24 protein-coding genes and 1 riboswitch are annotated in these 25823 nt (G+C 49.4%); of the genes, 11 read left to right on the top strand and 13 right to left on the bottom strand.

Features of this window, described 5'->3' with window-relative positions; translation table 11 throughout:
* The first annotated feature begins 176 nt into the window (after positions 1-176).
* The 3 genes from KWJ01_RS15375 to nadB are packed head-to-tail and all read left to right on the top strand — an operon-like array spanning position 177 to position 3285.
* The gene (locus KWJ01_RS15375) at positions 177-626 is read left to right on the top strand and encodes an Rrf2 family transcriptional regulator (protein WP_224997549.1); all 450 of its coding nucleotides are present in this window, start codon (positions 177-179) and stop codon (positions 624-626) included.
* A 47-nt stretch (positions 627-673) separates the two neighbouring features.
* Entirely contained in the window at positions 674-1714 is a 1041-nt protein-coding gene (gene nadA, locus KWJ01_RS15370; protein WP_224997547.1) for a quinolinate synthase NadA, read from the top strand.
* Between the two features lie 8 nt (positions 1715-1722).
* Positions 1723-3285 carry an L-aspartate oxidase gene (gene nadB / locus KWJ01_RS15365; protein ID WP_224997545.1) on the top strand — a complete coding sequence of 521 codons (1563 nt, stop codon included), beginning with the start codon at positions 1723-1725 and terminating at the stop codon, positions 3283-3285.
* Between the two features lie 37 nt (positions 3286-3322).
* On the opposite strand, the gene KWJ01_RS15360 is transcribed toward nadB, so the two are convergent.
* Positions 3323-4279: a bifunctional helix-turn-helix transcriptional regulator/GNAT family N-acetyltransferase gene (locus KWJ01_RS15360; protein ID WP_224997543.1), complete on the bottom strand. Its 957-nt coding sequence runs from the start codon at positions 4277-4279 to the stop codon at positions 3323-3325.
* 142 nt (positions 4280-4421) lie between these two features.
* On the opposite strand from KWJ01_RS15360, the gene KWJ01_RS15355 reads away from it, so the two are divergent.
* On the top strand, positions 4422-4928 hold the full coding sequence (locus tag KWJ01_RS15355; RefSeq protein ID WP_224997542.1) for a GNAT family N-acetyltransferase: 507 nt from the start codon (positions 4422-4424) through the stop codon (positions 4926-4928).
* Positions 4929-4972: 44 nt separating this feature from the next.
* Here KWJ01_RS15355 and KWJ01_RS15350 read toward each other — a convergent pair whose 3' ends face one another.
* Both KWJ01_RS15350 and KWJ01_RS15345 read right to left on the bottom strand, forming a co-directional pair.
* Positions 4973-5755, bottom strand: a complete 783-nt coding sequence (locus tag KWJ01_RS15350; RefSeq protein WP_224997541.1) for a T9SS C-terminal target domain-containing protein — start codon at positions 5753-5755, stop codon at positions 4973-4975.
* 71 nt (positions 5756-5826) lie between these two features.
* Positions 5827-7068 carry an ABC transporter permease gene (locus KWJ01_RS15345; protein WP_224997540.1) on the bottom strand — a complete coding sequence of 414 codons (1242 nt, stop codon included), beginning with the start codon at positions 7066-7068 and terminating at the stop codon, positions 5827-5829.
* A gap of 154 nt (positions 7069-7222) precedes the next feature.
* Between KWJ01_RS15345 and KWJ01_RS15340 the strand changes: the two genes are divergently transcribed.
* Together KWJ01_RS15340 and KWJ01_RS15335 are read left to right on the top strand one after the other, a co-directional pair.
* Entirely contained in the window at positions 7223-8482 is a 1260-nt protein-coding gene (locus KWJ01_RS15340) for an asparagine synthetase B (RefSeq protein ID WP_224997539.1), read from the top strand.
* An 87-nt stretch (positions 8483-8569) separates the two neighbouring features.
* On the top strand, positions 8570-9127 hold the full coding sequence (locus KWJ01_RS15335) for a hypothetical protein (RefSeq protein ID WP_224997538.1): 558 nt from the start codon (positions 8570-8572) through the stop codon (positions 9125-9127).
* A 202-nt stretch (positions 9128-9329) separates the two neighbouring features.
* On the opposite strand, the gene KWJ01_RS15330 is transcribed toward KWJ01_RS15335, so the two are convergent.
* From KWJ01_RS15330 to lpxK, 8 genes are all read right to left on the bottom strand, one after another.
* Entirely contained in the window at positions 9330-9989 is a 660-nt protein-coding gene (locus tag KWJ01_RS15330) for a phosphoadenylyl-sulfate reductase (RefSeq protein ID WP_224997537.1), read from the bottom strand.
* Positions 9990-10001: 12 nt separating this feature from the next.
* Positions 10002-10610, bottom strand: a complete 609-nt coding sequence (locus KWJ01_RS15325; RefSeq protein ID WP_224997536.1) for a bifunctional precorrin-2 dehydrogenase/sirohydrochlorin ferrochelatase — start codon at positions 10608-10610, stop codon at positions 10002-10004.
* A 78-nt stretch (positions 10611-10688) separates the two neighbouring features.
* Positions 10689-12860: a nitrite reductase gene (locus KWJ01_RS15320; RefSeq protein ID WP_224997534.1), complete on the bottom strand. Its 2172-nt coding sequence runs from the start codon at positions 12858-12860 to the stop codon at positions 10689-10691.
* 232 nt (positions 12861-13092) lie between these two features.
* Positions 13093-14298, bottom strand: coding sequence for a PLP-dependent aspartate aminotransferase family protein (locus tag KWJ01_RS15315; RefSeq protein WP_224997532.1), 1206 nt, complete (start codon positions 14296-14298; stop codon positions 13093-13095).
* Between the two features lie 16 nt (positions 14299-14314).
* Positions 14315-14662, bottom strand: coding sequence for a 4Fe-4S dicluster domain-containing protein (locus tag KWJ01_RS15310; RefSeq protein WP_224997530.1), 348 nt, complete (start codon positions 14660-14662; stop codon positions 14315-14317).
* A gap of 256 nt (positions 14663-14918) precedes the next feature.
* Positions 14919-15019: riboswitch (SAM riboswitch) on the bottom strand.
* A 238-nt stretch (positions 15020-15257) separates the two neighbouring features.
* Positions 15258-15860, bottom strand: coding sequence for a tRNA-(ms[2]io[6]A)-hydroxylase (locus KWJ01_RS15305; protein WP_224997529.1), 603 nt, complete (start codon positions 15858-15860; stop codon positions 15258-15260).
* Positions 15860-17728, bottom strand: a complete 1869-nt coding sequence (locus KWJ01_RS15300) for a putative porin (protein WP_224997528.1) — start codon at positions 17726-17728, stop codon at positions 15860-15862. The genes KWJ01_RS15305 and KWJ01_RS15300 overlap by 1 nt, the downstream gene beginning before the upstream one ends.
* Before the next feature lie 16 nt (positions 17729-17744).
* Positions 17745-18812 carry a tetraacyldisaccharide 4'-kinase gene (gene lpxK / locus KWJ01_RS15295; protein ID WP_224997527.1) on the bottom strand — a complete coding sequence of 356 codons (1068 nt, stop codon included), beginning with the start codon at positions 18810-18812 and terminating at the stop codon, positions 17745-17747.
* A gap of 135 nt (positions 18813-18947) precedes the next feature.
* On the opposite strand from lpxK, the gene KWJ01_RS15290 reads away from it, so the two are divergent.
* Positions 18948-20045, top strand: coding sequence for a Nif3-like dinuclear metal center hexameric protein (locus tag KWJ01_RS15290; protein ID WP_224997526.1), 1098 nt, complete (start codon positions 18948-18950; stop codon positions 20043-20045).
* Between the two features lie 9 nt (positions 20046-20054).
* A complete protein-coding gene (locus KWJ01_RS15285) occupies positions 20055-20828 on the top strand; it encodes a zinc ribbon domain-containing protein (RefSeq protein WP_224997525.1) in 774 nt (257 codons plus the stop codon).
* Between the two features lie 120 nt (positions 20829-20948).
* Here the strand turns inward: KWJ01_RS15285 and KWJ01_RS15280 are convergent, their stop codons facing one another.
* Both KWJ01_RS15280 and KWJ01_RS15275 read right to left on the bottom strand, forming a co-directional pair.
* Complete coding sequence (locus KWJ01_RS15280; RefSeq protein ID WP_224997524.1) at positions 20949-21338, bottom strand: arsenate reductase family protein; 390 nt, start codon at positions 21336-21338, stop codon at positions 20949-20951.
* A 112-nt stretch (positions 21339-21450) separates the two neighbouring features.
* Positions 21451-22071: a histidine phosphatase family protein gene (locus tag KWJ01_RS15275; protein ID WP_224997522.1), complete on the bottom strand. Its 621-nt coding sequence runs from the start codon at positions 22069-22071 to the stop codon at positions 21451-21453.
* Between the two features lie 132 nt (positions 22072-22203).
* On the opposite strand from KWJ01_RS15275, the gene KWJ01_RS15270 reads away from it, so the two are divergent.
* The 3 genes from KWJ01_RS15270 to menD are packed head-to-tail and all read left to right on the top strand — an operon-like array spanning position 22204 to position 25674.
* Positions 22204-22635 carry a hotdog fold thioesterase gene (locus KWJ01_RS15270; RefSeq protein ID WP_224997520.1) on the top strand — a complete coding sequence of 144 codons (432 nt, stop codon included), beginning with the start codon at positions 22204-22206 and terminating at the stop codon, positions 22633-22635.
* Positions 22632-23888 (top strand): chorismate-binding protein, encoded by a 1257-nt coding sequence (locus tag KWJ01_RS15265; RefSeq protein ID WP_224997518.1) that lies wholly within the window; start codon positions 22632-22634, stop codon positions 23886-23888. Before KWJ01_RS15270 ends, KWJ01_RS15265 begins: the two co-directional genes overlap by 4 nt.
* Positions 23889-23937: 49 nt before the next feature.
* Complete coding sequence (gene menD / locus KWJ01_RS15260; RefSeq protein ID WP_224997516.1) at positions 23938-25674, top strand: 2-succinyl-5-enolpyruvyl-6-hydroxy-3-cyclohexene-1-carboxylic-acid synthase; 1737 nt, start codon at positions 23938-23940, stop codon at positions 25672-25674.
* The last annotated feature ends 149 nt before the right edge of the window (positions 25675-25823 follow it).

Raw genomic sequence — 25823 nt, 5'->3', positions numbered from 1 at the left:
ATGCAGAGGAGAAAGCCTGGTTCTGTATATGGATTAAAGGATATTTATATGCTTTATGTGTAAAAGTCATGTTTTATACTGATTTTACTCATCCTGAAATTATCAGGAGCAACGTAGTTTGCACTACGGAGTAAAAGTTTAAGTAGGAGCATGTTCATTATAAAAAAGTACTCTCAATGATGTTATCTAAAACTTCGGAATATGCCTTAAGGTCCCTGATGTATCTTGCCCTGCAGGCTACAAAGGAGCATAAGGTGGGTATAAAGGAAATCTCGCAGGAGCTGGACCTGCCCATGCACTTTACCGGTAAAATTCTGCAGGACCTGGTGCGTAAAGGGCTGGTGGCTTCGCTAAAGGGCCCTAATGGCGGCTTTTTCCTGAACCATCCTGCCAGCACTATCACCATCATGGATGTGATAAAGGTGGTAGACGGAGGGGAAGCTTTTAAACGTTGCGGCCTGGGCATGAATAAATGTTCCGATACGCACCCTTGCCCGCTACACGAAGACTTTAAGGTTTTTAGGGATGGCTTAGCCCGTGTGTTTAATCAAAAGACCATCCATGACCTGGTGCAGGAAGTAGGAACGGGCCATGCTTTCATCAAAAACCTGGTGGAAGTTTCCTAGCGCTGCTCCTGCTTATTTAAGCTGGTACAATCAATTCTCACCCACTTATGTCAGTCATTACTTACTCAGCCTATGCCCAAAAGCTGCAGGAAATGGGCATTAGTCGTTCTGTTGCAGAAAATACAGATTTGTTAAAAGCTGTAGAAGAAATCAGGGAGCTGAAACAGCAAAAGCGTGCTGTTATTCTATCGCATTATTATATGTCTGCAGAGCTGCAGGTAACCCATGCCAATGGGGGCGTGGCCGACTTTGTAGGGGATTCCCTGGGGCTAAGCGTTGCTGCTACAAAAGTAGAAGCCGATGCTGTTGTTTTCTGTGGCGTTAAATTCATGGCCGAAACGGCCAAAGTACTCAACCCCTCCCGTAAGGTGCTGCTCCCCAGTAGCCTGGCAGGCTGCTCCCTGGCAGAAAGTATTACGGCAGAAGATGTGCGCTTTCTGAAGAAAAAACATCCAGGCATACCGGTGGTGGCTTACATTAATACTTATGCCGAAACCAAGGCCGAAGCCGATATTTGCTGTACCTCCCGCAATGCACTTGCTATTGCTAAAGCACTGCCCGGAGATAAGCTTATTTTTGTGCCTGACCAGTTTATGGGAAAAAACCTGCAGCAGCGGGTAAAAGCCGAAACGGGTAAAGAAATGATCCTGTGGGAAGGCAGCTGCGAAGTGCACGAGCAGTTCTCGCCAAACCAGATCCTGGGCCTGCAGATGATGTACCCCGAAGCAGAGCTGCTGGTACACTGGGAGGTGCCTGATGATACTGTTGCCCGTACCCTAAGCCGCAGCGGGGGCATTTTGGGCAGCACCACCGACATTATCAACTATGTGGCAGAAAGCAAGGCAGAGCAGTTTATCCTGGGATCTGAATGTGACCTGGGAGCTACCCTGCGTGGCATGTACCCGCATAAAGAGTTTATTGTGCCCTGCATTCGCTGTCCGCACATGAAGCAGATAGATATATATAGAACCCGTGATGCTCTGCGTGCCTTGGGAACTGAACGTGAAGATCTTTTCCGCATAGACCTGAACGAAACAGTAATACAGGGGGCTTACCTGCCCATTAAGCGGATGCTGGAATTTGCCTGAACAGAGCCATGGCCAGATATGATTGTCTGATAATAGGCAGTGGGGTAGCAGGCCTAAGTGCTGCCCTGCAGGCTGCCAGTTGGGGTAAAGTTGCCGTATTGTGCAAAGCCGAAGCTGCCTGTACCAATACCAACCTGGCACAGGGTGGGCTGGCGGCAGTTCTTTCGCCTGAAGACAGCCCGGCCAGGCATGCAGCCGATACCCTGGCTGCCGGTAGCTGGCATAACAATCAGGCGGTGGTAAAACTGCTGGCGCAGGAGGCTCCGCATTGCATTCAGGCCCTGCTTCGGCTGGGGGTTCCTTTCGATACAGATGAGCAGGGCAGACTGGCACTTGGCCTGGAGGGTGGGCACAGCCACAGCCGTATTGTGCATGCCCGGGACCAGACTGGTTTCCATATCCAGCAAAAGTTACTGGAGGCAGTAAAGCAATCGCCCAATATAGAACTGCTGGAGTACCACATGGCTGTTGAGCTTTTGCTGGAAAGGAGAGAAGAAAAGTCAAGGTGTGTGGGTGCAAAGGTGCTGGATCTTGTAAACAACAGGCTCAAAACCATGGGGTCAGGCGCGGTAATCCTGGCAAGTGGCGGTGCCGGGCAGCTTTATCAGCACACAACCAATCCTGCAGTGGCTACCGGCGATGGCATAGCGCTTGCATATCATGCAGGTGCCGAATTGGCTGATCTTGAGTTTATACAGTTTCATCCTACTACTTTATACGATCCCGGCAAAGCTGCCTTTTTGATCAGCGAGGCGGTAAGAGGCTTTGGTGCCGAACTGGTATTGCCAGGTGGTACTCCTTTTATGCACCAGTACCACAGGAGGGGCTCGCTGGCTCCCCGTGATGTAGTGGCACAGGCCATGCACCACGAAATGCAGCACCTGCAGCTGCCCTGTCTGTTCCTGGATCTTCGGCATCTGCCCCAGGCGCAGTTTGCAGAAAAATTCCCGACCATTGCTCAAAAACTGCAGGAGCGCGGAATTGATGTACGCAGCGACCTTGTACCTGTAGTACCCGCAGCCCATTATATGTGTGGTGGTGTTAAAACCGATCTGTGGGGACAAAGCACACTTGCCGGATTATATGCCTGTGGCGAATGTGCCTGCACCGGGCTGCATGGCGCAAACAGGCTTGCCAGTAGTTCCTTGCCGGAAGGTTGGGTAATGGGCCGTAGAGCGGCAGAACATGCCGCTATGTGGAGGCAACCGTTAGTGAATAACTTATTTCCTGCATCAGCAGAGGTAGCACTGGCACTGCAAGAGGGAGAAGTAGCGGCTACGGCCCTTGCAGTAAAACAGCAACTTCAAAAGCTCATGTGGCAATGGGTAGGGATAGTACGTAGCGGCGAGGGGTTAATACATTGCCAGCAACAGGTGGAAGATCTTTACCGGCAGGCTGAGAATTTTAGTACGTGCCTTCCGGAAGTACTTGAGCTAAAGAACCTGTTAACCCTGGCAAAACTGGTGATACAGGCCTGCATAGACAGAAAGGAGAGCCTGGGCGGACATTATCTGAAATCAGCACCCTTTGCCAGGCCTGCTTGTACAACTGTGCTAAGCCAGTTAATATAGTGCCTTCCAGTTTGCATGATTGTAGTTAAAGCCCCGCTTAGTTTAGCTTTAACTGCATTTTTATGGTAGGGCGCCTGAAATTTTCCTGTTCGGCTTTACTCATATTAACAGCATAAAATCCATTCCTGATGTAAAAGTTAAGGCTGTCGGTAAGCAAAGGGCTTGTGAATATTGCAAGGGTAGCAGCTCCTTTAGCCCGGGCAAACTGGATGGCGTGCTCGTAAAGCGCTTTACCAATACCCTTGCTGCGTAATTCTTTTGATACCGCAAACATGCTAAGCCGGAAGCTATTTTTACCCTCTGCCTGTATGGCAGCAGTACCAACAATCTGCTTGTTGTACTGCGCAAAAAAGATCATGCCCCCGGGATCCAGTATTTCCTCCTCCGGGTGCTGCAGGGCCTGTAGATCTTCATTGTCCAGGGCACCAAAGTGCTCCTCAATCCACTCCCGGTTCAGGTTAAAAAAGTATTCTTTGTAAGCCGGTGTATAGTTTTTGATCACAACACCCTGGTGGATCAGGGCCAGGTGGTCCAGGATGCGGTCGTGCATGGATTTTTGATCCAGGTACTCTTCAATGGCATTGAGGTTGTACAGCAGGTCCGGTGCATGCTGGTTCAACAGCTCATCATTAGCCTGCTCAATGGCATTGAGCACAGGTTCTACCTGTTCAAACAGGCGCAGACCTTTGGGACTTAGGCTTACCTGTCGCCTTCTTTCATCATTCTTATCCTTGCTGCTTAGTATCAGGCCTTTTTTCTCCAGCAGGTTTGTTACCTGCACTACGGCCGTATGTGTTTGGCGTAGCTCATTTGCCAGCTCTGTAATGGTGAGTGTCTGTTTGTCTTTGAGGGTCCAGAAAAGGGTGAACCACCTTGGCTCAAATTCAATATCCAGTTGCTTATACACACTGGCAACATCTTTGGCCAGGGTTTCGCTAAGGAGTTTTAAACGTGTTGCCAGGGCAAGAGAACCAAGCTGTTCAAATACACTCATATCGTGGAGGCATATTAAATAAAGATATAAATATATTGCACACAAGTTTACAATGCTAAGCGCTACATGCAGGTCTGATACAAGCAGCATCACTAACAGGCCGCTACAAGACTTTGGAAAAGCATAAAAAGCACGATACAGTATGGGGTTGATGATACACCAGGCCACAATAGCAGATTATGATGCCTTACACGGGGTGCGTATGGCCGTGCGTGAAAACAAGTTATCCGACCCCTCTAAAGTAACTTTTAAGGATTATGCCAGCATGCTGGAGGGGCAGGGGAAAGGTTGGGTATGTGAGGATGATGGTAGGATAGCTGGCTTTGCCATAGCAGATCTGCAGACGGCCAGTATCTGGGCACTTTTTGTGCTGCCGGACTCCGAAGGCAGGGGCGTTGGTAAGTTGCTGCACCATACCATGCTTGAGTGGTGCTTTGAAAAAGCCAGGCTACCAGGTCTCCGGCTTAGCACCGACCCCGGTACCCGTGCAGAGGCCTTTTACAGAAGAGCAGGATGGCAGGCAGCGGGCGCAGAAGCCAATGGAGAAATCCGCTTTGTACTCACAAAGCAGCAGTGGCTTAAGCAAAGGAGAAGAGAAAACAACCCACTAAAAAACAGTGGTGGAGGCAGCTTAAAAGAGGGTAGCTGAATTATTATGAAAGGGAGCGGGATTTTTGCGGAGGGCCAGCCTCACTATTTTTTGAAGAACTTCTCTACGCGGTTATCGATCTTCAGGTAGTAAACCCCGGTACTTAAATTGCCAACATAAATTTCGTTGCCTTTGCCTTTGAGCAGCTGTTTGCCGCCTTTGTCGGTTACTTCATAGTCGGTATCGCGGCTAAGAAAGATCTTATCGGAAACCCGGGTTGGTGTAAAGGTAATAGGCGCTTTAGCAGACGAATACTCCTCTACATTGCTGTAATACATTTCGCCATCGTCCTGCAGAAACTTAATGCGGTAGCGGTTGCTGCCGGAGGTATGGCTCACGGCTGCCATATACCGCGCCTGATCCGGTTCTGCCGTAACGGTAGCTACAGGCATCCAGCGCTCGTCGTACCACTGTTCAATAAAGAACTTACCACCCTTTTGCTGGTTGTTGGTGGTCCAGCTAACGGCAGCACTATCTACATGCACAGCTAGGTATTTAAAGCCTGCCATGGCTCGTACTACCTGTGGATTGATGATTTTGGGCATACAGCCCTCGGTGTAGAGGATACGGATTTCTACAGGTGCTTTCGTGGATAGATGGGTAAGATTTATTGTAAAGGCGCTGGAACGGGGGTTTTGAAATACCAATTCGCCGTTTACATATACTTCCTGGGTGCAGTAATCTTTCAGGTTTGTAGATATAGGGTTCTGTACATACAGGTTTTTCCCATTGTATACGCCCGTGAGCACAAGCTCGTTTTGCTGTGCAGCAACCCCGAGGCCACTAGCCATTAACAGGCAAACCAGTATGTAGAGCCGGCGAATCATGCTGCAAGATCCAGAATCTGCTGAAATTATAAAAGATGTAATGAAAAGACCACATCTAATTTGCTACAGATTTATTCAAAACGCAAGGATTCTACCGGATCTAAATTAGCAGCTTTACGTGCAGGGTAATAGCCAGAGCTTAAACCTACTATAATGCAGATAGTTACACCCGTGATGATCCAGAGCCAGGGAATCAGAAATACACCTTCGCCTACCAGTGTAGAAACAAAATTGCCTATCAGAATACCGAGCGTGATGCCGGTAAAGCCGCCCAGTAGGCAAATTACGATTGCCTCTATAAGAAACTGCTGCCGTATTTTTTGCGGTGTGGCGCCCAGTGCCTTACGTACCCCTATCTCGCGGGTGCGCTCAGTTACCGATACCATCATAATATTCATCAGGCCTATGGAGGCGCCCAGGAGTGTTATAATACCAATGATAAAGCCGCCAATCCGCATGATGTTAGTGGTCTCTGCCAGCTCTTCGGCAGCAGAAATATTCCGTTTTAGCTGAAATGAATCCGGCTGGTTCAAAGGGTCCTGCCGGATTGCGCGCATCAGGCCAGTAGCTTCGCCCATGGCATCTTCGATCTGTGCAGGATTATCAATCTCAACCTCTACAGTATAAGAAAGCACCTGGTCGGTAGCAAAGCGGCCTGCGCCTGTTACCGGAATAAGCAGGGCCCTGCCGGAGCCGCTGTCGCCGCCCATAGATCCTTTATCTTCCATTACCCCAATAACACGAAAGCGGGTGTTAAGCAGCGAGATCTCTGCACCGATAGGATTCTGGTTACGCTCAAAGAGAGCATCCTTGATGGTAGGGCCTATGATCACAGCATTGGTAGCATTCTGAATTTCATTCATGGTGAAATTTCTGCCATCGCTTAGGGCATAGCCCGAGAGGTCAAGGTAATTTTCATCAACGCCTAGCACCACCATGTTTGGGTTGGTTTTTTTAGAACCATATTTAACCTCTGCACCAGAGGTAACAAAGGTATTGATGGACATTTTGGCAGGCACCGTATAGTAATCCTTAAACCTGTTGGCTTCAAAAAAGCTGATCTCGGGATAACTCTTTTCCTGGCGGCCTTCGGACCTGCGCTGCCGGCCCATTTCGGTTCTTTCTATGGTAAAAGCATTGGCACCCAGGTCGGCAAAGTTATTGCTGATGGAGGCCTGCAGCCCGTCAATGGCGGTGAGGATACCAACCAGGGCGGTAATGCCAATGGCTACGATAGAGGCTGTAAGTATGCTCCTGAGCATATTGCCTTTCACAGAGCGCAGCCCTTCCAGGATATTTTCTTTTAAATTCAAATCCTAACTGTTTGCTTGTACACAGCACCGCTGCCCGGGCAGGCAGGGTTCTTTTATTCAACTTATTTTCCGAACTTTAAATTAACAACTTGAGGCTTAACTTTGTATAACTTTTACATAAACGCCGTTAATAAGGGTATAACCGGTCTTCAATATGCATAAACTTCTCCTTACGCTTACGTTGCTGCTGATCTCCCTGGTAAGCTATGCCAATTATATTCTTATTCCCATGGATGGCAAACAGACCAACCACCTCAAAGCCTACGGCATTGCCTACTGGGCCCTGGAAAACGGACAGGAGGTTGAATGGCTGCTGAATTACCGGGGGGGTAGTTTTATGTGCAGCTGGAACCAGAAAACAGAAAACGAGCTGGTGATACGAGGAGTGAGCTATGAGGTGATCTCCAATGCCAATGGCAGCCAGATACAGGCAGAGATTGCCAGCCCTGCCACCAACCAGGATGTGATGAAGCTGGAAAAGGCGCCAAAGATTGCTGTTTACTCCCCCAAGAGCAAGCAGCCCTGGGACGATGCCGTAACCCTGGTGCTTACCTATGCAGAGATACCCTATGATATTATATTTGATGATGAGCTGCTCAATGGCGACCTGCCCAAGTACGACTGGCTGCACCTGCACCACGAAGACTTTACCGGGCAGTATGGTAAGTTTTTTGCTATTTACCGCAACGAACCCTGGTACAGGCAGCAGCAGCAGGAGTACGAAGATGTAGCCCGCCGCCATGGTTACAGCAAAGTATCGCTCATGAAGCTGGGCGTGGTGAAAAGGATACAGGAGTTTGTATCTGGCGGAGGCTTTCTGTTTGCCATGTGCTCCGCTACCGATACCTACGACATTGCCCTGGCTGCCGATGGCGTAGATATTGTGGCTGAAATGTACGATGGCGACCCTGCCGACCCTGCAGCACAGCAGAAGCTTGATTTTACCAACACCTTTGCATTTCAGAACTTCCTGCTGGAGCGCAACCCGCTTACTTATGAATACAGCAATATTGATATGCAGCCCAGGGAGCGGGGGCTAAGTGAGCAAAACGATTTTTTCCAGCTGTTCGAGTTTTCGGCAAAGTGGGACCCCGTGCCTACCATGCTTACGCAAAATCATCAGAATACCATTAAAGGCTTTCTGGGCCAGACTACCTCGTTCCGCAATGGCCTGGTAAAGCCCGATGTATTGGTTATGGGCGAGAGCAAGGCTGCCAATGAAGCAAAGTACATCCATGGGGTGTTTGGTAAAGGCTTCTGGACTTTTTACGGTGGGCACGACCCCGAAGATTACCAGCACATAGTAGGAGAGGAGCCTACCGACCTTAACCTGCATCCAAACTCACCAGGCTATCGCCTGATCCTGAATAATATTCTGTTCCCGGCAGCCAAAAAGAAAAAGCAAAAAACCTGATTGGCAGGCACTCTTTGGTAAGAGGAAGTATTGTAATGTTTTTACGCTTGGGTTTCATGATACAAATATCTCTTGCTCAGTATGAACATGCGCGTACTAATTCTGCCAATGGTGCTCATTTTGCAGCTGATCCTGCCTTTGTCAGCATGCGCCCAAAGAAAAGTGTTACAAAGATGGCAGCATAAGAATACTTTGTTTGTAGAGCTGGGTGGCTTAGGACCTTATTACTCTCTTAATCTGGATCATCTGATCAACAGGAGAAAAATATATGGCAAGTTCAACAAGAGAAAAAAGGTAATGTACAGCTACCGTCTTGGCTTTTCTGTGCTGCCCACCCTTGTTTCTGTTCCTTTAGGACTTAGCCTGATAACCGCTCCTAACAGCAGGCACCATGCTGAATTTTCTGTAGGCGTAGCGCCGCTTGTAAAAAATCCTTTTAACATCTTCGGCGAACGGCAAAACATGGATAAAATTGTGCTGGCTGGAGTTGGAGCAGGTTATCGTTATCAGGTGCCCCGGCAAGGTCTGTTCCTTTCAGTTGGAATCAAGCCAGTGCTACAGTTTAATCCATCTGCTGGAGGTGGCCTGAAAATAGAGAAGGGTTTATTCTATTCAGGTTACCTGGGCTTGGGTTTTACGCTTTAATTCTATAAAGTGTTTCTGCTAAATAAGAAAGCCCTCCGGTATTACCAGCGGGCTTTGCTATTTATAATAGAATTTGGTCTCTATGTTTTAGGTTGTTCTGAAAGAGTGCGAACATAATGCAGTGAGCATGTTAGCCCTATCAGCTATAGCATCTGTAACATTCATTTTGCACACACAGCTATAAATTGATGTTGTAAACGTATCAAATATGCAATCCGCATTCTGTTTTGGCAGAGTCTTTCCAGCGGCCACTGCGGCCACTGCCCTTGGCGGTGCAATGGAGGCAGCCGATAGAATCGTAGCCTTCTTCTACCAGCGGGTGCATGGGCAGGTCCCATATCTGCATGTAAAGCATTACCTCTTCCTGGGTCATATCTATGATGGGGTGGAACTTCAGGATGTCCTGCTTGCGCTCCCACACCTTCATGTTTACCCGGTTGGCATTCTGGAAGCGGAGCAGCCCGGAAACCCACACGTCGTAGTTCTTTTGCAGTTCTTCTACCGGACGCACTTTGTTGATGTAGCAGCACAGGTCCTGGTTGTAGCGCCAGGTCTCGTTCTCGGAGGTAAATTTAAATTTACGTTCCTCGGCCTTAACGTCAATAATATTAAGGTTTAGTTGTGCTGCTACCTGGTTTTTATAGTCCAGGGTTTGCTTGAAATGATAACCAGTATCTAAAAAATACACAGGCATGCCTGGTTTTACCCGGCTAAGCATGTGCAGGAGTACAACAGCCGTGCTGCCAAAAGAAGAAGTAAACAGTATTTTCTTCTCATCCTGCACGTTGAACAAATCTTTAAGTCGCTCCTCCGGAGTAAGCTTATCGAAGCGTTCGTTCAACAGATCTATTTCAGCTATCATCTTATGTCTTAATTAACTGTTCGTTTTTTCCACCAGGCTGGCAGTATGTTCGTTTAGCACCCTTACTTTTTCCTGAAAATCGCCCTTTAGCGTATTTCTTAGCTGCTGGAGGTTGTGCAGCAGCTGGTCTACATCTTCAGGTACGGCTTCTTCAAGCAACTCCCGGAAACGCTTGGCAAAGGTGGGCGATTTTCCATTGGTGGATATACCAATTTTAAGGTCGCCTTTCTTTACTGTTGAGCCCAGGTAAAAGTCACAGAGATCGGGCGTATCGGCTACATTGGTAAGGATACCCCTTTCCTTGGCCAGCGCACGTATCTGAATGTGCGTTTCGCGACTATCAGTAGCCAGCAGTAGCACATCTACTCCCTCCAGGTCCTGAGGCTCAAAGCTTCTGTTCACAAGCTTTATGCCAGAATGCTTTTCTGCTACAGCCACTATCTCTGGTTTAATGGTGGTGCCCACCAGGGTAACTTTAGCATCGGGGTTGTTCTTGAGCAGGGCTTCCAGTTTTTCCAGTCCTACATTTCCTCCCCCTACAATCAGCAGCTGCAGCTGGTCTATCTTTAAAAAGATAGGGAACAGCAGATTTCCTTCCCGTGAACCAGTTTGAGTGCTCATAAGCTTTTTTAGTTTTGGTAAGTGCCGTAGCAGGCATTAGCCCGCTACGGCCTTACAAATTGTGCTAAACGCGCTTTTCTATGCTTTGTAGTAGGTATCAATTACTACTTTATCTTTGGCCTCGTTGGCAAGTGCTACCTGCTCCTGGCGCTTTGCAATTACATTAGCCAGAAACTCATCGGCCTGCTGCATATAAGCCTGCGCAAATTCGGCACTCGGCTCATTTTTGTTGATTTGCAGCACCAGCTCATCAAAAGGCTTCAGCAGGGCAAAATCTCCGCTTTGGTAATAATGTGTGTTGAAGTCGTTCATGATGCCCTGGTGTGTGTTGCAATGCACATCTTTGCTTAGGAGCAGCGCCTTGGCACCAATAATAAAGGTGCTGTAAGCGTGGTAGATGGCATCGGCATATTTCTGTGCTTCAAATGCTCTCCTGGAGAACAGGAATCGCTCCTGGGCATCTGTAATAATGGTGCCTACCACATCGTAGCTTACGCCGGCGCACTCACCCATGCCAATTTCAGGAATGAAGTTTTCGTCGTGTCCCCAGTCAACATAGTCGGCTGGTGCCAGTTTGCTTAGGTCGGCCAGCGGCTTTAGGATGCCGTAGAAGTGCATTTTGCCTTTGCGTGCAACGTAATCGTTAAAGTATTCGCCTTCGGTGGCATTGGCATCATAATCATCCAGGATCAGGCGAAATGCTTCCTTGATCTTTTTGGTAGGTAGCTTAATGATCTTTTCAGCCACATAACCTTTGCCAGATGGGTCTACGCCACCACCCAGCACTATTTGCATGGCAGGCACTACCAGCTCGCCATGCTTAATGGAGCTGCCATGCAGGCCAATGCTGGCTGCCATGTGCTGGCCGCAGGAGTTCATACAGCCGCTGATCTTGATGTCGATGCGGCTGTTGCCGATCAGTTCAGGATACTCTTCTTTGATGAGCTCCTCCAGTACCTGTGCAACGCCGGTGCTGTTGGTTACACCCAGGTTACAGGTATCGGTGCCGGGGCAGGCAGTTACGTCGGCAATGGTGCCAAAGCCTGGCTCGGCCAGTCCCAGCTCGTCAAGACGGGTATACAGGTACGGCAGTGCTTCGGGACGTACATATTTCAGCATCAGGCCCTGGTTAATGGTAACCCTGATGTCGTTGGCAGCCACGCCTTCTTCTACCAGGGCAGCCAGTGCTTTGGCTGTGGCAGAAGAGATGTTACCCAGCTGCAGCTTGATGTTTACGGCATAGAAGCCCTTTTGCTTTTGCTCAAAAAGGTTCAGGCGCTTCCACTGCTCAAACCTGGCCACATCCTTAATTTCTACCTGCGGAAAATCAACAGCTGCAGGAATTTCGGGCTGCTCTACCAGAGAGCGGTCTACTTTAAATGTTTTATCCGGAATGGCGGTGTACTCCTGCTCAATCAGTTCTTTGTACTGATCCAGTGTGATGCCGCGCTTAGGATCCAGCAGGAACTTCAGGCGGGCCTTCATCCGTTTTTCGCGCTCGCCCAGGCGGTCAAAAATACGCAGGGCAGCATTCATAAAAGGAATGATCTTGTCTTCGTGCAGGAACTCAAAAGCAGTTTCGGCAATGAAAGGCTGTGCACCCAGGCCACCGCCAACTACTACTTTGAAGCCTCTTACCTCTTCGCCATTCTCAATCTTTACACGCGGAATAAAACCAAAATCGTGGAAGTAGGTGTAGGCTGAGTCTTTGTCGCTGGAGGAGAAAGCTATTTTGATCTTACGTCCCATATCCTGGCAAATTGGGTTGCGCAGGAAGTAACGGAAGGTTGCCTCAGCATATGGAGCTACATCAAAAAGCTCGTCGGGATCTATACCGGCAATGTCTGATGCAGTAACGTTACGTACGGTATTACCGCAGGCTTCTTTGGTAGTTACACCTACCTCTTCCAGCTTTGCCCACATGGCAGGCGTATCTTCCAGGTGCACATAGTGCAGCTGAATATTCTGGCGGGTGGTGGTGTGCAGGTTGCCGTTGGTATATTCTTCTGATATTTCGGCAATGCGTACCAGTTGTGGTGTGGTTAGCTTGCCATAAGGTATTTTGATGCGGAACATCTGCACCCCAAGCTGGCGCTGACCATACACACCGCGGGTAAGTCGAAAAGATTTAAAACGCTCCTCGAGGATCTGCCCGCTTTTGAAGGCATTGATTTTTTGCTGCAGGTCTAGGATATCGGCCTTGGCAGGCGCTGATATCTTGTCGGAAAGGTGTAATTTATCTTGTGACATGGGAGTTGATTTGCTTTGTTTTAGGTAGTAAAAAGCCTCGGCGGCTTATCCGCAGAGGCTTTTCTATTTTCTGGAATACAGATTACTCTTTTTTCCGGATAGCCCCCAGGGATAATGTCTGTCTACAACACATGCAACAGCAGTGCTCGTTACAACAGGCATTACAGCACTGGCTTAGTGTGCTGAAAAGAGGGCTATATTGATCAAAAAGTAACATATTATTTCTACTGTCCTATATGTTGTACGCAACCTGGGTGATACCTCTCGATATTCTAAGTGCGTTTTCTATGTCTTCCAGTATATCGTTTACATTTTCTAGCCCTACACTAACACGTACAAGGCCCGGATAAATCCCAACAGCAGCTCTTTCTTCATCAGATAGCTTGGAGTGGGTGGTAGAGGCCGGGTGTGTAGCGCTGGTGCGGGTATCACCCAGGTTAGCGGTGAAAGAGATCATCTTCAGTCCGTCCAGGAACCTGCGGCCGCGCTCCAGCCCACCTTTTACATTAAAGGTAATGAGGCCGCCGCCGAGCTTCATTTGCTTTCTGGCAAGCTCGTACTGCGGGTGCGATTTCAGGAACGGATACTTTACAAATTCAAGGTCTTTATGATCCTCCAGGTACTCTGCTATTTTCATGGCATTTTCGCAGTGGCGGTCCATGCGCACATGCAGGGTTTCCAGGCTTTTGGAAAGCAGCCAGCCGTTAAAAGGAGAGAGGGCTGGCCCGCTGTGGCGGCTAAAGTAGCGTACATCCTTGATCAGGTCTTTTGGCCCCAGCACCACGCCGCCAATGGCACGGCCCTGGCCATCGATAAACTTGGTGGCAGAGTGCGTTACCAGGTGTGCTCCCCATTTTGCAGGTTGCTGCAGGTAAGGCGTGGCAAAGCAGTTGTCTACGTTCAGGATCAGGTTATGGGCAGCGGCCAGCTTGCCCAGCCATTCAAGGTCTACCAGGTCGAGGCCTGGGTTAGAGGGTGTCTCCACAAAAATCATTTTGGTGTTTTTGCGGATTAGGCCTTCCCAGGTTTCGGGTTTCTCAATATCGGCATAGGTATGCTCAATGCCCCACTTAGGAAATATGCCGGTGAGGATCTGGTGGGTAGAGCCAAAAAGTGAGCGCGAAGCCAGTATATGATCGCCGCTTTTGAGCAGCCCCGCCATGCTCGTAAACATGGCAGCCATGCCGGAGGCAGTAGCTACGCCATCTTCGGTACCCTCCAGCAGGCAGAGCTTATCAATAAGTTCATTGTTGTTGGGGTTTGAAAAGCGGGTGTAAATGTTGCCGGCTATTTCGTCGCCAAAAAGAGCACGCGCCTGTTCTGCATCCTCAAACGTAAAGCTGGAGGTCATGTAAACGGGCGTGGTATGTTCCCTGTTCTGGCTCTTTTCTGCCCGGGTGCGGATGGCCTGTGTTTCGAAATGTTTATAGCTACTCATGGGGTACGTCTAATAATTAAGCCTCGTGCAACCATTCTTTTTTAGCCAGCAGTTCTTCTTCTGCCTCGGCATAATCGGGGTCTGGCACGCAGCAGTCTACCGGGCAAACAGCTGCACACTGCGGCTCTTCATGAAAGCCAATACATTCGGTGCATTTGCCTGATACGATATAGTAAAATTCATCTGAAAGAGGCGCCTGCGGATCGGTGGCGCCAACTGCTGAACCATCTTCCAGTTCAACAGACTGAAGGGAGGTGCCTTCGCCCCAGGCCCACTCGCGGCCACCTTCGTAAATGGCGGTGTTTGGGCATTCTGGCTCGCAGGCTCCACAGTTAATGCATTCGTCGGTAATATATAGTGCCATTGTATGGACTATTCGCTTGGTTTGATAATGAAAATTTGATTGGGGTTCCCGAAGGGATGATGTGCCTCTAGCTGCTTCGTTAATCTGTAAAAATATGAAGACTGGCTGCCCGGCACGGGCTTGGGTGGAGAATGGGCATTAACAACACCAACAACAGCAACAGCAGGGTGCTGTAGCCTTATAAGAAAGGCTGCTGGTGGTAAGGGTGGCTGGTGCCGGTAGATATAGGTTGTAAATTGTGCTCATTGCTCCTGTTAATTTATATGTCCCTTCTTTTGGGCAGGAATTGGCACCTTGCAGAGCTGTAGGTTGCCAGAGGGTCTTCGAGCCTGTCCTCTCACCTCTTCTGTATAAATCAACTACCTTGCAGTAATTGGTAGCTACAAAGTAAAGGATAAATCGTTAAAAGAGCAAAACGGCGGCATAAAATTTCGTATTTGCCCCGAAACTTGAGCCTTTGTCTTGCGAAAATTTTGCTCAGGTACTGTTGTGCAAACGTTATAAACAGAAGTGGGCATGGTTACTAACCTATGCCCGCTCTATAAAATAAATTTTCATTGCTTTGCTCTACCCTGGGTTAAGGTCAGTGCACCCATCAGTGAATCCGGTCGGGTCTTACCTCCAGTGTGCGGATAATATCGGCCTCCTGCAGCAGTAGTTCTTTCCAGCGGGCGTCTACCTCTTCGGCAGGCATGTATTCCTTTGCCAGGCGGATAAAGTTCTTATAGTGGCCTGCTTCTGATACCATCAGCTCATAGTAGAACTTCTGCAGTTCGGGATCATCGAGGTTTTTCCAGAGCAGCTTAAAGCGCTCACAGCTGCGGGCTTCTATCAGCGCATTAATGAGTAGCTGGTCCATGAGCTGGCGCTCACGGCTGCCACCGCTGCGGGCAGTTTTGCTGAGGGCTATTACATACTCATCTTTTCGCTGTGGTCCCAGGCCAAGGCCCCGTTTGCGCAACTGCTCCACCACCCGCTCAAAATGGCTCCATTCTTCGGCCACCACGGGCGTAAGCATGTCTACGAGCGCTTCTTTTTCGGGGTAGCGCACAATGAGTGATATGCAGGAGGAGGCAGCTTTTTGCTCACAGTAGGCATGATCTACCAGAATATCTTCCAGGTTTTTCTCGGCAATGTTTACCCAGCGGGGGTCGGTAGGTAACTGCAGGCCCAGTACATGCTTTGTATAATCTTCCATCAGTCAAAGAATAACCAGTCTATACCAATATCAAACGTGCGTTGAATCCCATTGTAATAAGGAGTAAGAAAATACCCCCGGTCGGTAAGCCCCTGGGTAAGATGGCTTAAGCGGGCAAATACCCTGGTATTTTTAATTTTAAAGCCAAAGAAAAGGTTGGCAATAGGGTAGGTGGGCACCAGGAAATTCTGCTGCACTACAAACTGCCGTGTTACAGGATCGTAGGCATTGGCATAGTAAGGGGCCTTTACGTGCACATCTACGCCCAGCTGAGCGAGCATTTTATCGCCAAAGAGGGGGCCTTCAAAATAGATAGAAGAATTAACCATCCAGTCAGGCACCTGCAGCGCCTCTGCCGAGTTGCCCGATACCTTGTTATACATTGCGTCTATATCCCAGTGAACATATTGCGCAAACACTAAGGAGGTGCGCAGCCTTGGGGAGATGCTTTGAAATGCAGCTCCCTGTTCAGGGCTTATCCCTTGGGGGCGGGTGGTGCCTGTAAGGCTGTCGGCCCTGAAGTAGAGCGGGTGTTGTACCACAGAGAGCTGCAGGCCTGGTTGTATGCTTAAGGGGCCTAACTTAAGCAGCAGTGATCCCTCCAGCCTGTCGGCAACCGGATCACGAAAATCATTCTCCCAGGTATCCAGCAATGTGTTGCGGTACCTATAAATAAAAGCAGGTTTGTACTGGCTACGCAGATAGCGCAGCTGTAGCCAGCTGTTTTGGGCAAGGGCCTCGAAGCGGTACTGGCCTTCTGATCTTAGCTCGGCTTCCACCCTAAGGGTGCGGATGGTATCTGGCTGAAGGGCCAGGTAACCGCCCACGGCAACTTCGTTTTCCTCATACACCAGGTCGGGGTTTGGTAAAAAACGTACTGAGCGGTGCTTGGCATAGGCATTCCACTGGCCGGCTTTATACTCCCCTTTTACACCCAGCTGGTTCGAGAATTCCCTGGACTCAAACTCTTCCGTAATAGAAGTAAGGCTTTCGTCAAATACTTTGCCATAGTATTCTTCACTGGGAGCCAGATCTTCAAAGGTGTGGGTGCGTGTTTCGCGATCCAGGATATGGTAAAGCTGCAGGGCGTTCACCAGCTTATACTGCTGGTAAAGGTGTGTGTTTACCCGAAGTTCTGTAGTTCTGGCATTGGCCAGCCGTTTCAGGGAAGTTTCGTACCTGATCATCTCCGGGAGTTCTTCAGGTAGCTCTGCTATGCTGATACCACCCGATTCGCGTACACTGTGCCTTAACCTGCTGAAGCTGGCCAGCAGCTGGTAGCGCTCGTTTTTGCCCTGGTACCTGGTAAATGCATCATAGGCAGTTGAAACAATCTGATTTCTCTGGTTGCTTTGTGAGGATGGAGCAATTTGTTGCTCTGCCGTAATGCGCCGAAAATCTACACCTGCATTCCAGCGTGGGTTTATGTTGCGGGAGTGGGTTACATCTACCCATGAGCGCCCGTTACCCCCCTGTGAGAAAAACAGGCTGGTAAACGGAGATCTGGTATTGTAGTAGCGGATTTCAGCAGGTTCGTTGAACCAGTAGTCATACACATAAAAGCCGGAGCGTTCCCCTATCTGATCCGGGAAGGTATAAAAGATAGAGCTTTGCGCAGTACCCAGGTTTTCCAGGGTCTGAATCCGGTAGCCGCTCTGCTCTGCGGGCAGTATGCGGTAAAAATTCTTTATTAAAGTGTCGGGGTGGTACTCCTGTTTAGTCTGATAGTACAGATTTGCCTCCCTGATGAAAGAGGTGGTTTCCGGGCCATAGACTAATTTGGTGGAATCGTCCAGTATCTGGGCCTGCAGGCCAAGGGGTATGCCCATCAGCAGCAGGCTAAGAAAGAGTAGGTTGCGGTATTGCACGTTCAAAATTAGCAAATCAACTGTCACGGCGTAATTTTTCAGCCACGCTTTTTAAAATCATCAGATCAAAAACTTCTGAATCCTTCTCCAGGAAACGCTGGCGTATAGGAATATAGTACAGGGGCAGCTCCTGGAGCAGCGGGTTTAAATGTGGCTGTACCAGCCTGGCAGCATCTTTTTCGCTGGTGATGATGATGGCGCCCGTGCCGGCATGGCTGTAGTACACCTGCTGCAGCTTTTCCAGGTTGGCTTTGGTAAACTGGTGATGATCGCCATACTGCTGATGCCCCACAAGTTTGTAGTGGCTGCTCACCCAGTCCTCAAGGGGTTTGGGTTTGGCCAAGCCTGTAAGCAGCAGGGCAGGAGCCCCCGCTTTTGGCGGTTCTTTGGTAGCCAGCAGCGAGAGGGGCAGGGCAGGTTCGTAGGCAATGGTACTAAAGAACACGGGCACATCTTTATCCAGGTATTTTCTTGCCTCCTGTGCCAGCAGTTGCTGTTCTGCACCTGGTAAAATTTCCGGGCACTTGGTTATTACCAGCGCCTGTGCACGTTTTGCACCCTTTCTGCTTTCCCGCAGCCGGCCGGCCGGCAGCAGGTAATCGCGCCAGAAAGGCTGCTGGTATGTAGTAAGCAGTATGTTAAAATCCGGGCGTAGCCTGCGGTGCTGAAAAGCATCATCAAGCACAATTACTTCAAGTTTTGGCCGCTCCTTTAACAGGTATTCTATGGCCAGCACCCTGTTTTCGCCAACAGCAACAGGCAGGGTTCCTTCCCACTTGCGGTAATACTGATAGGGCTCGTCGCCCAGGCTAAGGGCGCTGTCATTTGGGCCGGCAAGCCTGAACCCTTTAGTGGAGCGGCCATAGCCGCGGCTTAGGGTAGCAAGGGAGTAATGTGGCAACAGTAGCCGCAGCAGGTACTCTACCATAGGCGTTTTACCTGTGCCCCCTACCGATAAATTTCCTACACTGATAAGCATGCGGTCAGAACCAACAGCGCTTAACCAGCCCCTGTCGTAGAGCTGGTTACGGCTGCGTGTAATGCCATCGTACAGAATTGAAAAGGGATAGAGCGGTGCAATCATAAAACTGCGCAAATATACAGAAACTCTTTCAGGGAATTGGTGCTGCTTTTTTATAGTACCGAAAACAGCAACAGGCTTAATTGCTTTAATGCTTTTGTAATAGGTTAAGTAAAACAGGATTATTAAGTTTCAGGCATGATTACCATCAACGATATCACCCAGGAATTGGAAAAGTGGGCACACCCCTCCCTGCAGGAAAGCTATGATAACTCCGGATTGCTCACCGGTAGCGGGCAGACTGCCTGCAGTGGTGTGCTAATTACCCTAGACTGTACTGAAGCCGTTATTGACGAGGCTATTGAGCGTGGCTGTAACCTGGTGGTGGCGCACCATCCTATTGTTTTCAAGGGCCTTAAGCGCCTCACCGGGCGCAACTATGTAGAGCGAACTATCATCAAGGCCATTCGCCTGGGGGTTGCTATTTATGCCATTCACACCAATCTCGATAACGTAATTACAGGGGTAAATAAAAAGATAGCCGACCGGCTCGGGCTGCAGGATTTAAGCATCCTGGATCCCAGGCGGGAGGTGCTGCAGTCGTTAACCTTTTTTGTGCCAAAGGAAAATACACAGGAGGTGCTGAATGCCCTGTACAATGCCGGGGCCGGGCAGGTGGGTAACTACGATCACTGCAGTTTTCGCTCCGAGGGCACAGGCACTTTTCGTCCAAACGAAGAGGCCAACCCAACCATTGGCAAGCAGGGCGAAGATGAAGAGGTGGGGGAGAACCGGGTAGAGGTGATCTTCCCGGCATACCTGGCGCAAAAGGTGCTGCAGGCCATGCGGCAGGCCCACCCTTACGAAGAGGTAGCCTACTTTATGCATCGCCTGGAAAACACGCACCAGGAATATGGATCGGGCATGCTGGGCCATTTGCCGGAGCCGGTGCCGCCCATGGAGTTTATAAAGCTGGTAAAGGAAAAAATGGAAGCAGGTTGTGTACGTTATACAGCACTGCCGGATAAGCCAGTGCAGCGGATTGCCCTCTGCGGCGGGGCCGGAAGTTTTCTTTTACACAAGGCAATTGCCGCCGGCGCAGATGTATTTGTGAGTGCAGATTTCAAGTACCATGAATTTTTTGACGCCGAAGAACGTATTATAATAGCGGATATAGGTCACTATGAAAGCGAAAGCTTCACAAAAGAATTAATTCTTGAAAGATTAACGCAAAAATTTTCTAATTTTGCGCTTTATCAGAGTGCTATCCGCACAAATCCGATAAGCTACCTGTAAGGAGACTACATGGAAAATACCACGGCACAAAAACTAACGGCCCTGCTGGAACTGCAGGCCATCGATTCAGCTCTGGACGATATCAAAAAAATTCGCGGAGCGCTGCCCGAAGAAGTAAGCGACCTGGAAGATGAGATTGCGCAGTATGAAACGCGTATATCTAAATTCGAAGGCGAGCTGAAAGAAATTGAAGAGAGCATTGAGCAAAACCGCGCTGCTATGAAAGAAGCGGAAAAGCTCATCAAGAAGTACGAAGAGCAGCAGATGAACGTACGCAACAACCGTGAGTACGATGCCATCACCAAAGAAATTGAGCTGCAGAATCTTGAGATACAGGTGGGCGAAAAGCGTGTGCGTGAAGCGTATACCCGTATTGATCGTAAGCAGGAAGAAATAGATGGCGTGAAAGCACGCGTTGAAGAGCGCCGTAAGGACCTGGAGAGCAAGAAAAAAGAGCTTCAGCAAATTACCGGCGAAAGCGAGGAAGATGAAAAGAAATTACTGAAGGAGCGCGATGCCGCTGCTCAGCAGATTGAAGAGCGTCTTCTGCGTGGATATGACCGTGTACGCAACAACGCCCGTAACGGACTGGCAGTTGTAACTGTTAAGCGTGATGCCTGTGGCGGTTGTTTTAACATTGTACCACCCCAGCGCCGCTCCGATATCCGTGAGCGTAAAAAAATTATTGTGTGCGAACACTGCGGCCGTATCCTTGCCGATGTGGAGGATGAAACCGAAGAAGCAAAACTGAACCGTACCAGGGTTCGCCGCACTATGGCTTAATCATTGGCACAGCCTTTGTCATTTAAAAGCCCCGTCTGTTTAACAGGCGGGGCTTTCTTGTTTATCGCGTTTACCTGCCAGGTAAAAGAGTCATTCATGAAAAGCAAGCTGTAGTGCAGCTTAAGTCTTCAGATCATTAAATCCATGGGTAGGATCCAGGTCCAGCACACGGCTGGGGGTGTCCACAATCATTCCCCTGTCTCCATAAAATACAATGGGTGTTAAAAGCATCTCCGGATTAGCAATCAACGCCTTAAGCCAGTCATCATCTGTGAGGTCCACACCCTCATACTTTTCCATGTAGGTGTCAGAGCTTTTATCGACAATATCAACCGGGCTCCGCTTTAACTTATTTAAAATTTCAATAAGCTGGGTTTCGGTTACTTTATCTTTGAGTACGTCTACGCCCCTGATGTGCTCCGACAACTGAATAGCCAGATCGTAGGTGTTTTTATCTTTTTTATGTTCAGGTTTATAAAATATGAGTACCTGACGTTTACTGAATTCCATACACAGGTTTTTTAGGTTTTATAGATAATTCCATCAGGAATTAGTGGAATGGAAGCTGATCTGCTGATCACCTCTGTTCCTTCTTTTCAACCTGCCTGCAGGCTTAAATGTTTTAGTCCTGTAACAGATGTCTGCGGTCGTTAAAACGGTCTACAACAAACATGCTGCCTGTCCAGGTAAGCTCGTAAAGGCCCAGGTTGTCGTGTTCAAAATAATCCATGTTCTGAAGAGGGTAATTGAGCATGTAGCACAGCAGAATACGCATGGCCCGTCCGTGCATGCAAATCAGGATAGTTTCACCCTCTTCTTCCTCCAGTAAGTACTTCAGTACCACCTGCTGCCGGCGCTGTACGTCCATGGGGCTTTCGCCACCTTCTATCAGCACATGCAGTTCGCCCTGTTGCCAGGCTTTTACTACCTGCAGGTAGTGGTCGTGCTCTTCGTGGGTAAAAGGTTTACCCTCCTTATGCCCCCAGTTAATTTCATTTAGGCCCTCAAACACCACATGCGGAAAACCGGCATCCAAAAATTTCTGTACACTCTGATGGGTTCGCTGCAGGGCAGAGGTGTATACTACATCAAACGGATAATCTTTATAGGCCTGCCAGAAAAGCTCGGCCTGGCGGTGGCCCTCTTCATTAAGGGGAGCGTCAATACCACTTCCCTGTACCATGCCGTTTTTATTGTAATCGGTTTGCCCGTGGCGGATAAGGTATATCTTTTTCTGTTTCAAAATTTGAATGATTTGGCTGAGCAGCTACGCCTGTCAGCATAAATAGAAGGAATATTAGTAAAGATACAGTTGCAAAGCAGGCAATTCAAAAACTGCTGCATACTTTTGCAAGGTACGTTATATACCTGCTGCATGTCAACTTCTGTTTTCAAAACACCCCCAACACTGGAAGCGCTAAGCCGCATGAGCCGTAATACCATGATGGAGCACCTGGGTATAGAATATACCGAAGCAGGTGCAGATTTTATAACTGCCCGTATGCCGGTAGACCACCGCACCCACCAGCCTTTTGGCTTGTTGCATGGTGGAGCCTCCGTAGTACTGGCCGAAACCCTTGGGAGTGTGGCAGCCTATTTATGCCTCGATGGGGAAAAGCAGTATGCCGTAGGACTGGATATAAATGCCAATCACATACGTGCCGTGCGCAGTGGCTGGGTATATGGTACCACAAAGCCCCTGCACATTGGCGGAAAAACGCATGTGTGGGAAATTCGTATTACCACTGAAGAAGGAGCCCTGGTGTGCATTAGCCGCATTACCATGGCTGTGTTGGATCGTGCATGAAAGCAACTCTCTTACATACAGAACTGGTTGCTCCCTTACAGGAGCTAAGCATACAGGAGCAGTTTGAGGCTTTGCTTAAAACCGCTCTGGCGGAAGGCTACCCCGTAGCTGCCTGGCGCCTGCCGGGCGAGCAGTATCCCAGCCTGCTGATTGACCTAAGCGGCACCACCAGGCTGGTTAATCCTGATTTAGAGCAGCTGCCTGCAGGTTTTCTGGCAGCTCCATACAAAACAGATTTAGCTGCTGCAGATGCGGAAGAAAATCCTCAGTGCCATTTCCTAAAAGCCGACCTGTACTGGAACGGGGCAGAAGAAAGCTTTAGCCTGGCAGATAGCCTATCGGAAAAGCAGAAACAAAATGCTACACTGATACTGGAAAAAGCCCCGGAGCAGTTGCAGGCCAGCCAGCCGGCTTACCCAACGGCAGAGGTGCAGCTTACCGAAACCAGTATGGAACAGTATCTGAGTCTGGTTCAGGATTCTGTTGCAGCCATCAAAAGGGGCGAGTTTCAGAAAAATGTATGTGCCCGTACAAAGCTTGTTGATTTGCCGGAGGCGTTTCGCCTGGAGAAATTCTTCAAGGCACTATCCTCCGGCTATCCCAATGCTTTTGTTTCTGTTGTGGCAGCACCACAAATTGGCACCTGGGTGGGTGCTACGCCCGAAATACTTATTTCTGTTGATAAGCAACAGCGTTTTAAAACGGTGGCACTGGCAGGAACGCAGCCTAAGCAGCCAGGCATGAGCCCGGTTGATGCAGTATGGCGGCAAAAGGAAATCGAAGAGCAGGCTCTGGTAAGCCGCTACATTATCAATTGCCTGAAAAAAATAAGAGTGCGTGAGTTTGATGAAATTGGTCCCAGGACCATTGCTGCTGCCAACCTGCTGCACCTGCGCACCGATTACATCATAGACCTGCGGGAGGTAAACTACCCCAACCTGCCAACCGTTATGCTGCAGTTGCTGCATCCTACCTCTGCTGTATGCGGCCTGCCCAAAGAGCCAGCCGCTGCCTTTCTGGAGGAGCATGAGAGACTCGACAGGCGCTTTTTTGCAGGCTTCCTGGGGCCGGTGAACCTGCAGGGCGAAACGCATCTTTTTGTAAACCTGCGTTGCATGCAGTTGCTGGAAGAAAAAGCCCTGCTGTATGCCGGTGCTGGTATTACCGCAGATTCGGTACCGGAACGGGAGTGGCAGGAAACCGAACATAAATGCTTTACCCTTCTGGAGGTACTGCAGCAGGCCCAGGTTTAGAAACAGTGTTAAGAGTGTTAATTTATCACCGCAACCTTAAGTATACATAGTGCTGCAGCCAATTGCCGATATAGCCGAACAGTGTGCCCGCCTGGGCATCAGGCATTTTGTACTTTCTCCCGGATCGCGTTGTGCCCCGCTTACCCTGGCTGTAGCCCGGCACCCGCAAATCCAGACCCGTGTGGTGCCCGATGAACGTGCCGCTGCCTATATTGCACTTGGTATGGCACAGGCCCTGGGCGAAACGGTAGGCCTTATTTGTACCTCTGGTACTGCTGCTTATAATTATGCGCCGGCGGTGGCAGAAGCTTTCTATCAGCATGTGCCCCTGTTGGTACTTACGGCAGACCGGCCCCCGGAGTGGATCGACCAGCAGGACGGGCAAACGCTTCATCAGCAAAACCTTTACGGCTCCCACGTAAAAGGTAGCTACCACTTGCCCGACACTTATGCGCATCCCGACCTGGTATGGCATCTGCATCGCCAGGTGAATGAAGCAATCAATCTTAGCCAAACCGGAGCGAAAGGTCCTGTACACATAAATGTGCCGCTGCGGGAGCCCTTTTATCCCAGGGCAGAAGAGCCCTGGCAGTATACGCAGGATCTCAAAATAACTGAGCGGCTGGAGGCAGAGCCACGTTTGCCACAATTGGTATGGGAGCAGCTGGCAGGGGAGTGGCAGCAGTATAATCAAAAGCTTATAGTAGCAGGGCAGGGCCTATGGAATGAAAAGCTGCAGACGGCACTGGAGCAAACCAGCCGCCAGCAGCGAATTCCGGTGGTAGCCGATATCATCAGCAACCTGCATGGCCTAAAGGGGCGGATCAGCAAGCAGGATAGCTTTCTTGGTCTGTCACTCCAGCAACAGGGGCAAGCACAGGGTGAAGCACTTCAGCCAGAGCTGCTGATAACTTTCGGTGCTTCTGTGATCAGTAAAAATCTTAAGTTGTTTCTGCGCAAGTATAAACCAAAGGCGCACTGGCATATACAGGCACATGGTCCGGTAGCAGATACCTTTAAGTCACTTACCAGAATAATACCTGTTGAGCCTGCTTATTTTTTTGCAGAGCTTAACAACCGGGGCATACGTGCCGAAGAGCAGCTGCCTCTTCAAAAAACCTACAACAGAAGCTGGCAAGAGCAGGAGGAAACAACAGAAAAAGCAGCTGCCGGCTTCTTCAATGAGGAAGTGTGGGGAGAGTTTTGGGCAGTTAAGCAGTGCCTGCAGCAGTTACCGCAAGAGACTCACCTGCATCTGGCCAACAGCATGTCAGTTCGCTATGCTAATTTTATAGGGCTGGCGCAGGAGCAGAAAAATATACAGGTGTGGGCAAACAGGGGCACCAGTGGTATTGATGGCTGCAACAGTACTGCCTTAGGGGGTGCCATTGCTGAGGGCAAGCTTACTGTACTAATAACAGGAGATATGGCTTTTCTGTACGATCGCAATGCTTTCTGGCACAGCTTTCTGCCTTCAAATCTGCGTATTTTAGTGCTTAATAATGCTGGTGGTGGTATTTTCCGGATGATTGAAGGGCCCCGCAGACAGCCTGAGCTGGAAGAATATTTCGTAACAAAGCAACCCTTTAACGCCCAGCCAACGGCACAGGAGGCAGGCTTTCGTTACAGCAACTGCCAGAGTATCAAAGAGTTTAAGGAGGCGCTGCCGGCCTTTTTATCTGAAGAGGGTGGGGCAATGGTGCTGGAGGTTTTCAGCAATAGTGCCGCCAACACAGATATTTTTAACAGGTACAAGCAGGCCATGCAGGAGCGGAACGCCAGATAAGGCTGCCAGGCTTGGCTGTAGCCAGGCAGGGCTCCAAATGCTTTATTGTAAAGCACTACAGCAGCCAGTACAGTGGGGCGCAGAGTTGTGCTGCCGTAGCTTCACCAAAGAAACAGGTATGCTGCAGCAGGATGTTTTTAACGCTATCA

Source organism: Cesiribacter sp. SM1 (assembly GCF_020178975.1).
Classification (GTDB): Bacteria; Bacteroidota; Bacteroidia; order Cytophagales; family Cyclobacteriaceae; genus Cesiribacter.
Note: the sequence above shows the minus strand (reverse complement) of the source record. Positions and strands in the feature narration are given on the sequence as shown.

Excerpts from the sequence above, each read along its gene's own strand:
- KWJ01_RS15290 (WP_224997526.1), top strand. The coding sequence starts at position 18,948 with ATGATTACCATCAACGATATCACCCAGGAATTGGAAAAGTGGGCACAC.
- lpxK (WP_224997527.1), bottom strand. The coding sequence starts at position 18,812 with ATGATTGCACCGCTCTATCCCTTTTCAATTCTGTACGATGGCATTACA.
- KWJ01_RS15340 (WP_224997539.1), top strand. The coding sequence starts at position 7,223 with ATGCATAAACTTCTCCTTACGCTTACGTTGCTGCTGATCTCCCTGGTA.
- nadA (WP_224997547.1), top strand. The coding sequence starts at position 674 with ATGTCAGTCATTACTTACTCAGCCTATGCCCAAAAGCTGCAGGAAATG.
- KWJ01_RS15280 (WP_224997524.1), bottom strand. The coding sequence starts at position 21,338 with ATGGAATTCAGTAAACGTCAGGTACTCATATTTTATAAACCTGAACAT.
- KWJ01_RS15355 (WP_224997542.1), top strand. The coding sequence starts at position 4,422 with ATGGGGTTGATGATACACCAGGCCACAATAGCAGATTATGATGCCTTA.
- KWJ01_RS15285 (WP_224997525.1), top strand. The coding sequence starts at position 20,055 with ATGGAAAATACCACGGCACAAAAACTAACGGCCCTGCTGGAACTGCAG.
- KWJ01_RS15310 (WP_224997530.1), bottom strand. The coding sequence starts at position 14,662 with ATGGCACTATATATTACCGACGAATGCATTAACTGTGGAGCCTGCGAG.
- KWJ01_RS15330 (WP_224997537.1), bottom strand. The coding sequence starts at position 9,989 with ATGATAGCTGAAATAGATCTGTTGAACGAACGCTTCGATAAGCTTACT.
- KWJ01_RS15270 (WP_224997520.1), top strand. The coding sequence starts at position 22,204 with ATGTCAACTTCTGTTTTCAAAACACCCCCAACACTGGAAGCGCTAAGC.
- KWJ01_RS15315 (WP_224997532.1), bottom strand. The coding sequence starts at position 14,298 with ATGAGTAGCTATAAACATTTCGAAACACAGGCCATCCGCACCCGGGCA.
- KWJ01_RS15375 (WP_224997549.1), top strand. The coding sequence starts at position 177 with ATGATGTTATCTAAAACTTCGGAATATGCCTTAAGGTCCCTGATGTAT.
- KWJ01_RS15305 (WP_224997529.1), bottom strand. The coding sequence starts at position 15,860 with ATGGAAGATTATACAAAGCATGTACTGGGCCTGCAGTTACCTACCGAC.
- KWJ01_RS15320 (WP_224997534.1), bottom strand. The coding sequence starts at position 12,860 with ATGTCACAAGATAAATTACACCTTTCCGACAAGATATCAGCGCCTGCC.
- KWJ01_RS15350 (WP_224997541.1), bottom strand. The coding sequence starts at position 5,755 with ATGATTCGCCGGCTCTACATACTGGTTTGCCTGTTAATGGCTAGTGGC.
- KWJ01_RS15335 (WP_224997538.1), top strand. The coding sequence starts at position 8,570 with ATGCGCGTACTAATTCTGCCAATGGTGCTCATTTTGCAGCTGATCCTG.
- KWJ01_RS15325 (WP_224997536.1), bottom strand. The coding sequence starts at position 10,610 with ATGAGCACTCAAACTGGTTCACGGGAAGGAAATCTGCTGTTCCCTATC.
- KWJ01_RS15360 (WP_224997543.1), bottom strand. The coding sequence starts at position 4,279 with ATGAGTGTATTTGAACAGCTTGGTTCTCTTGCCCTGGCAACACGTTTA.
- nadB (WP_224997545.1), top strand. The coding sequence starts at position 1,723 with ATGGCCAGATATGATTGTCTGATAATAGGCAGTGGGGTAGCAGGCCTA.
- KWJ01_RS15265 (WP_224997518.1), top strand. The coding sequence starts at position 22,632 with ATGAAAGCAACTCTCTTACATACAGAACTGGTTGCTCCCTTACAGGAG.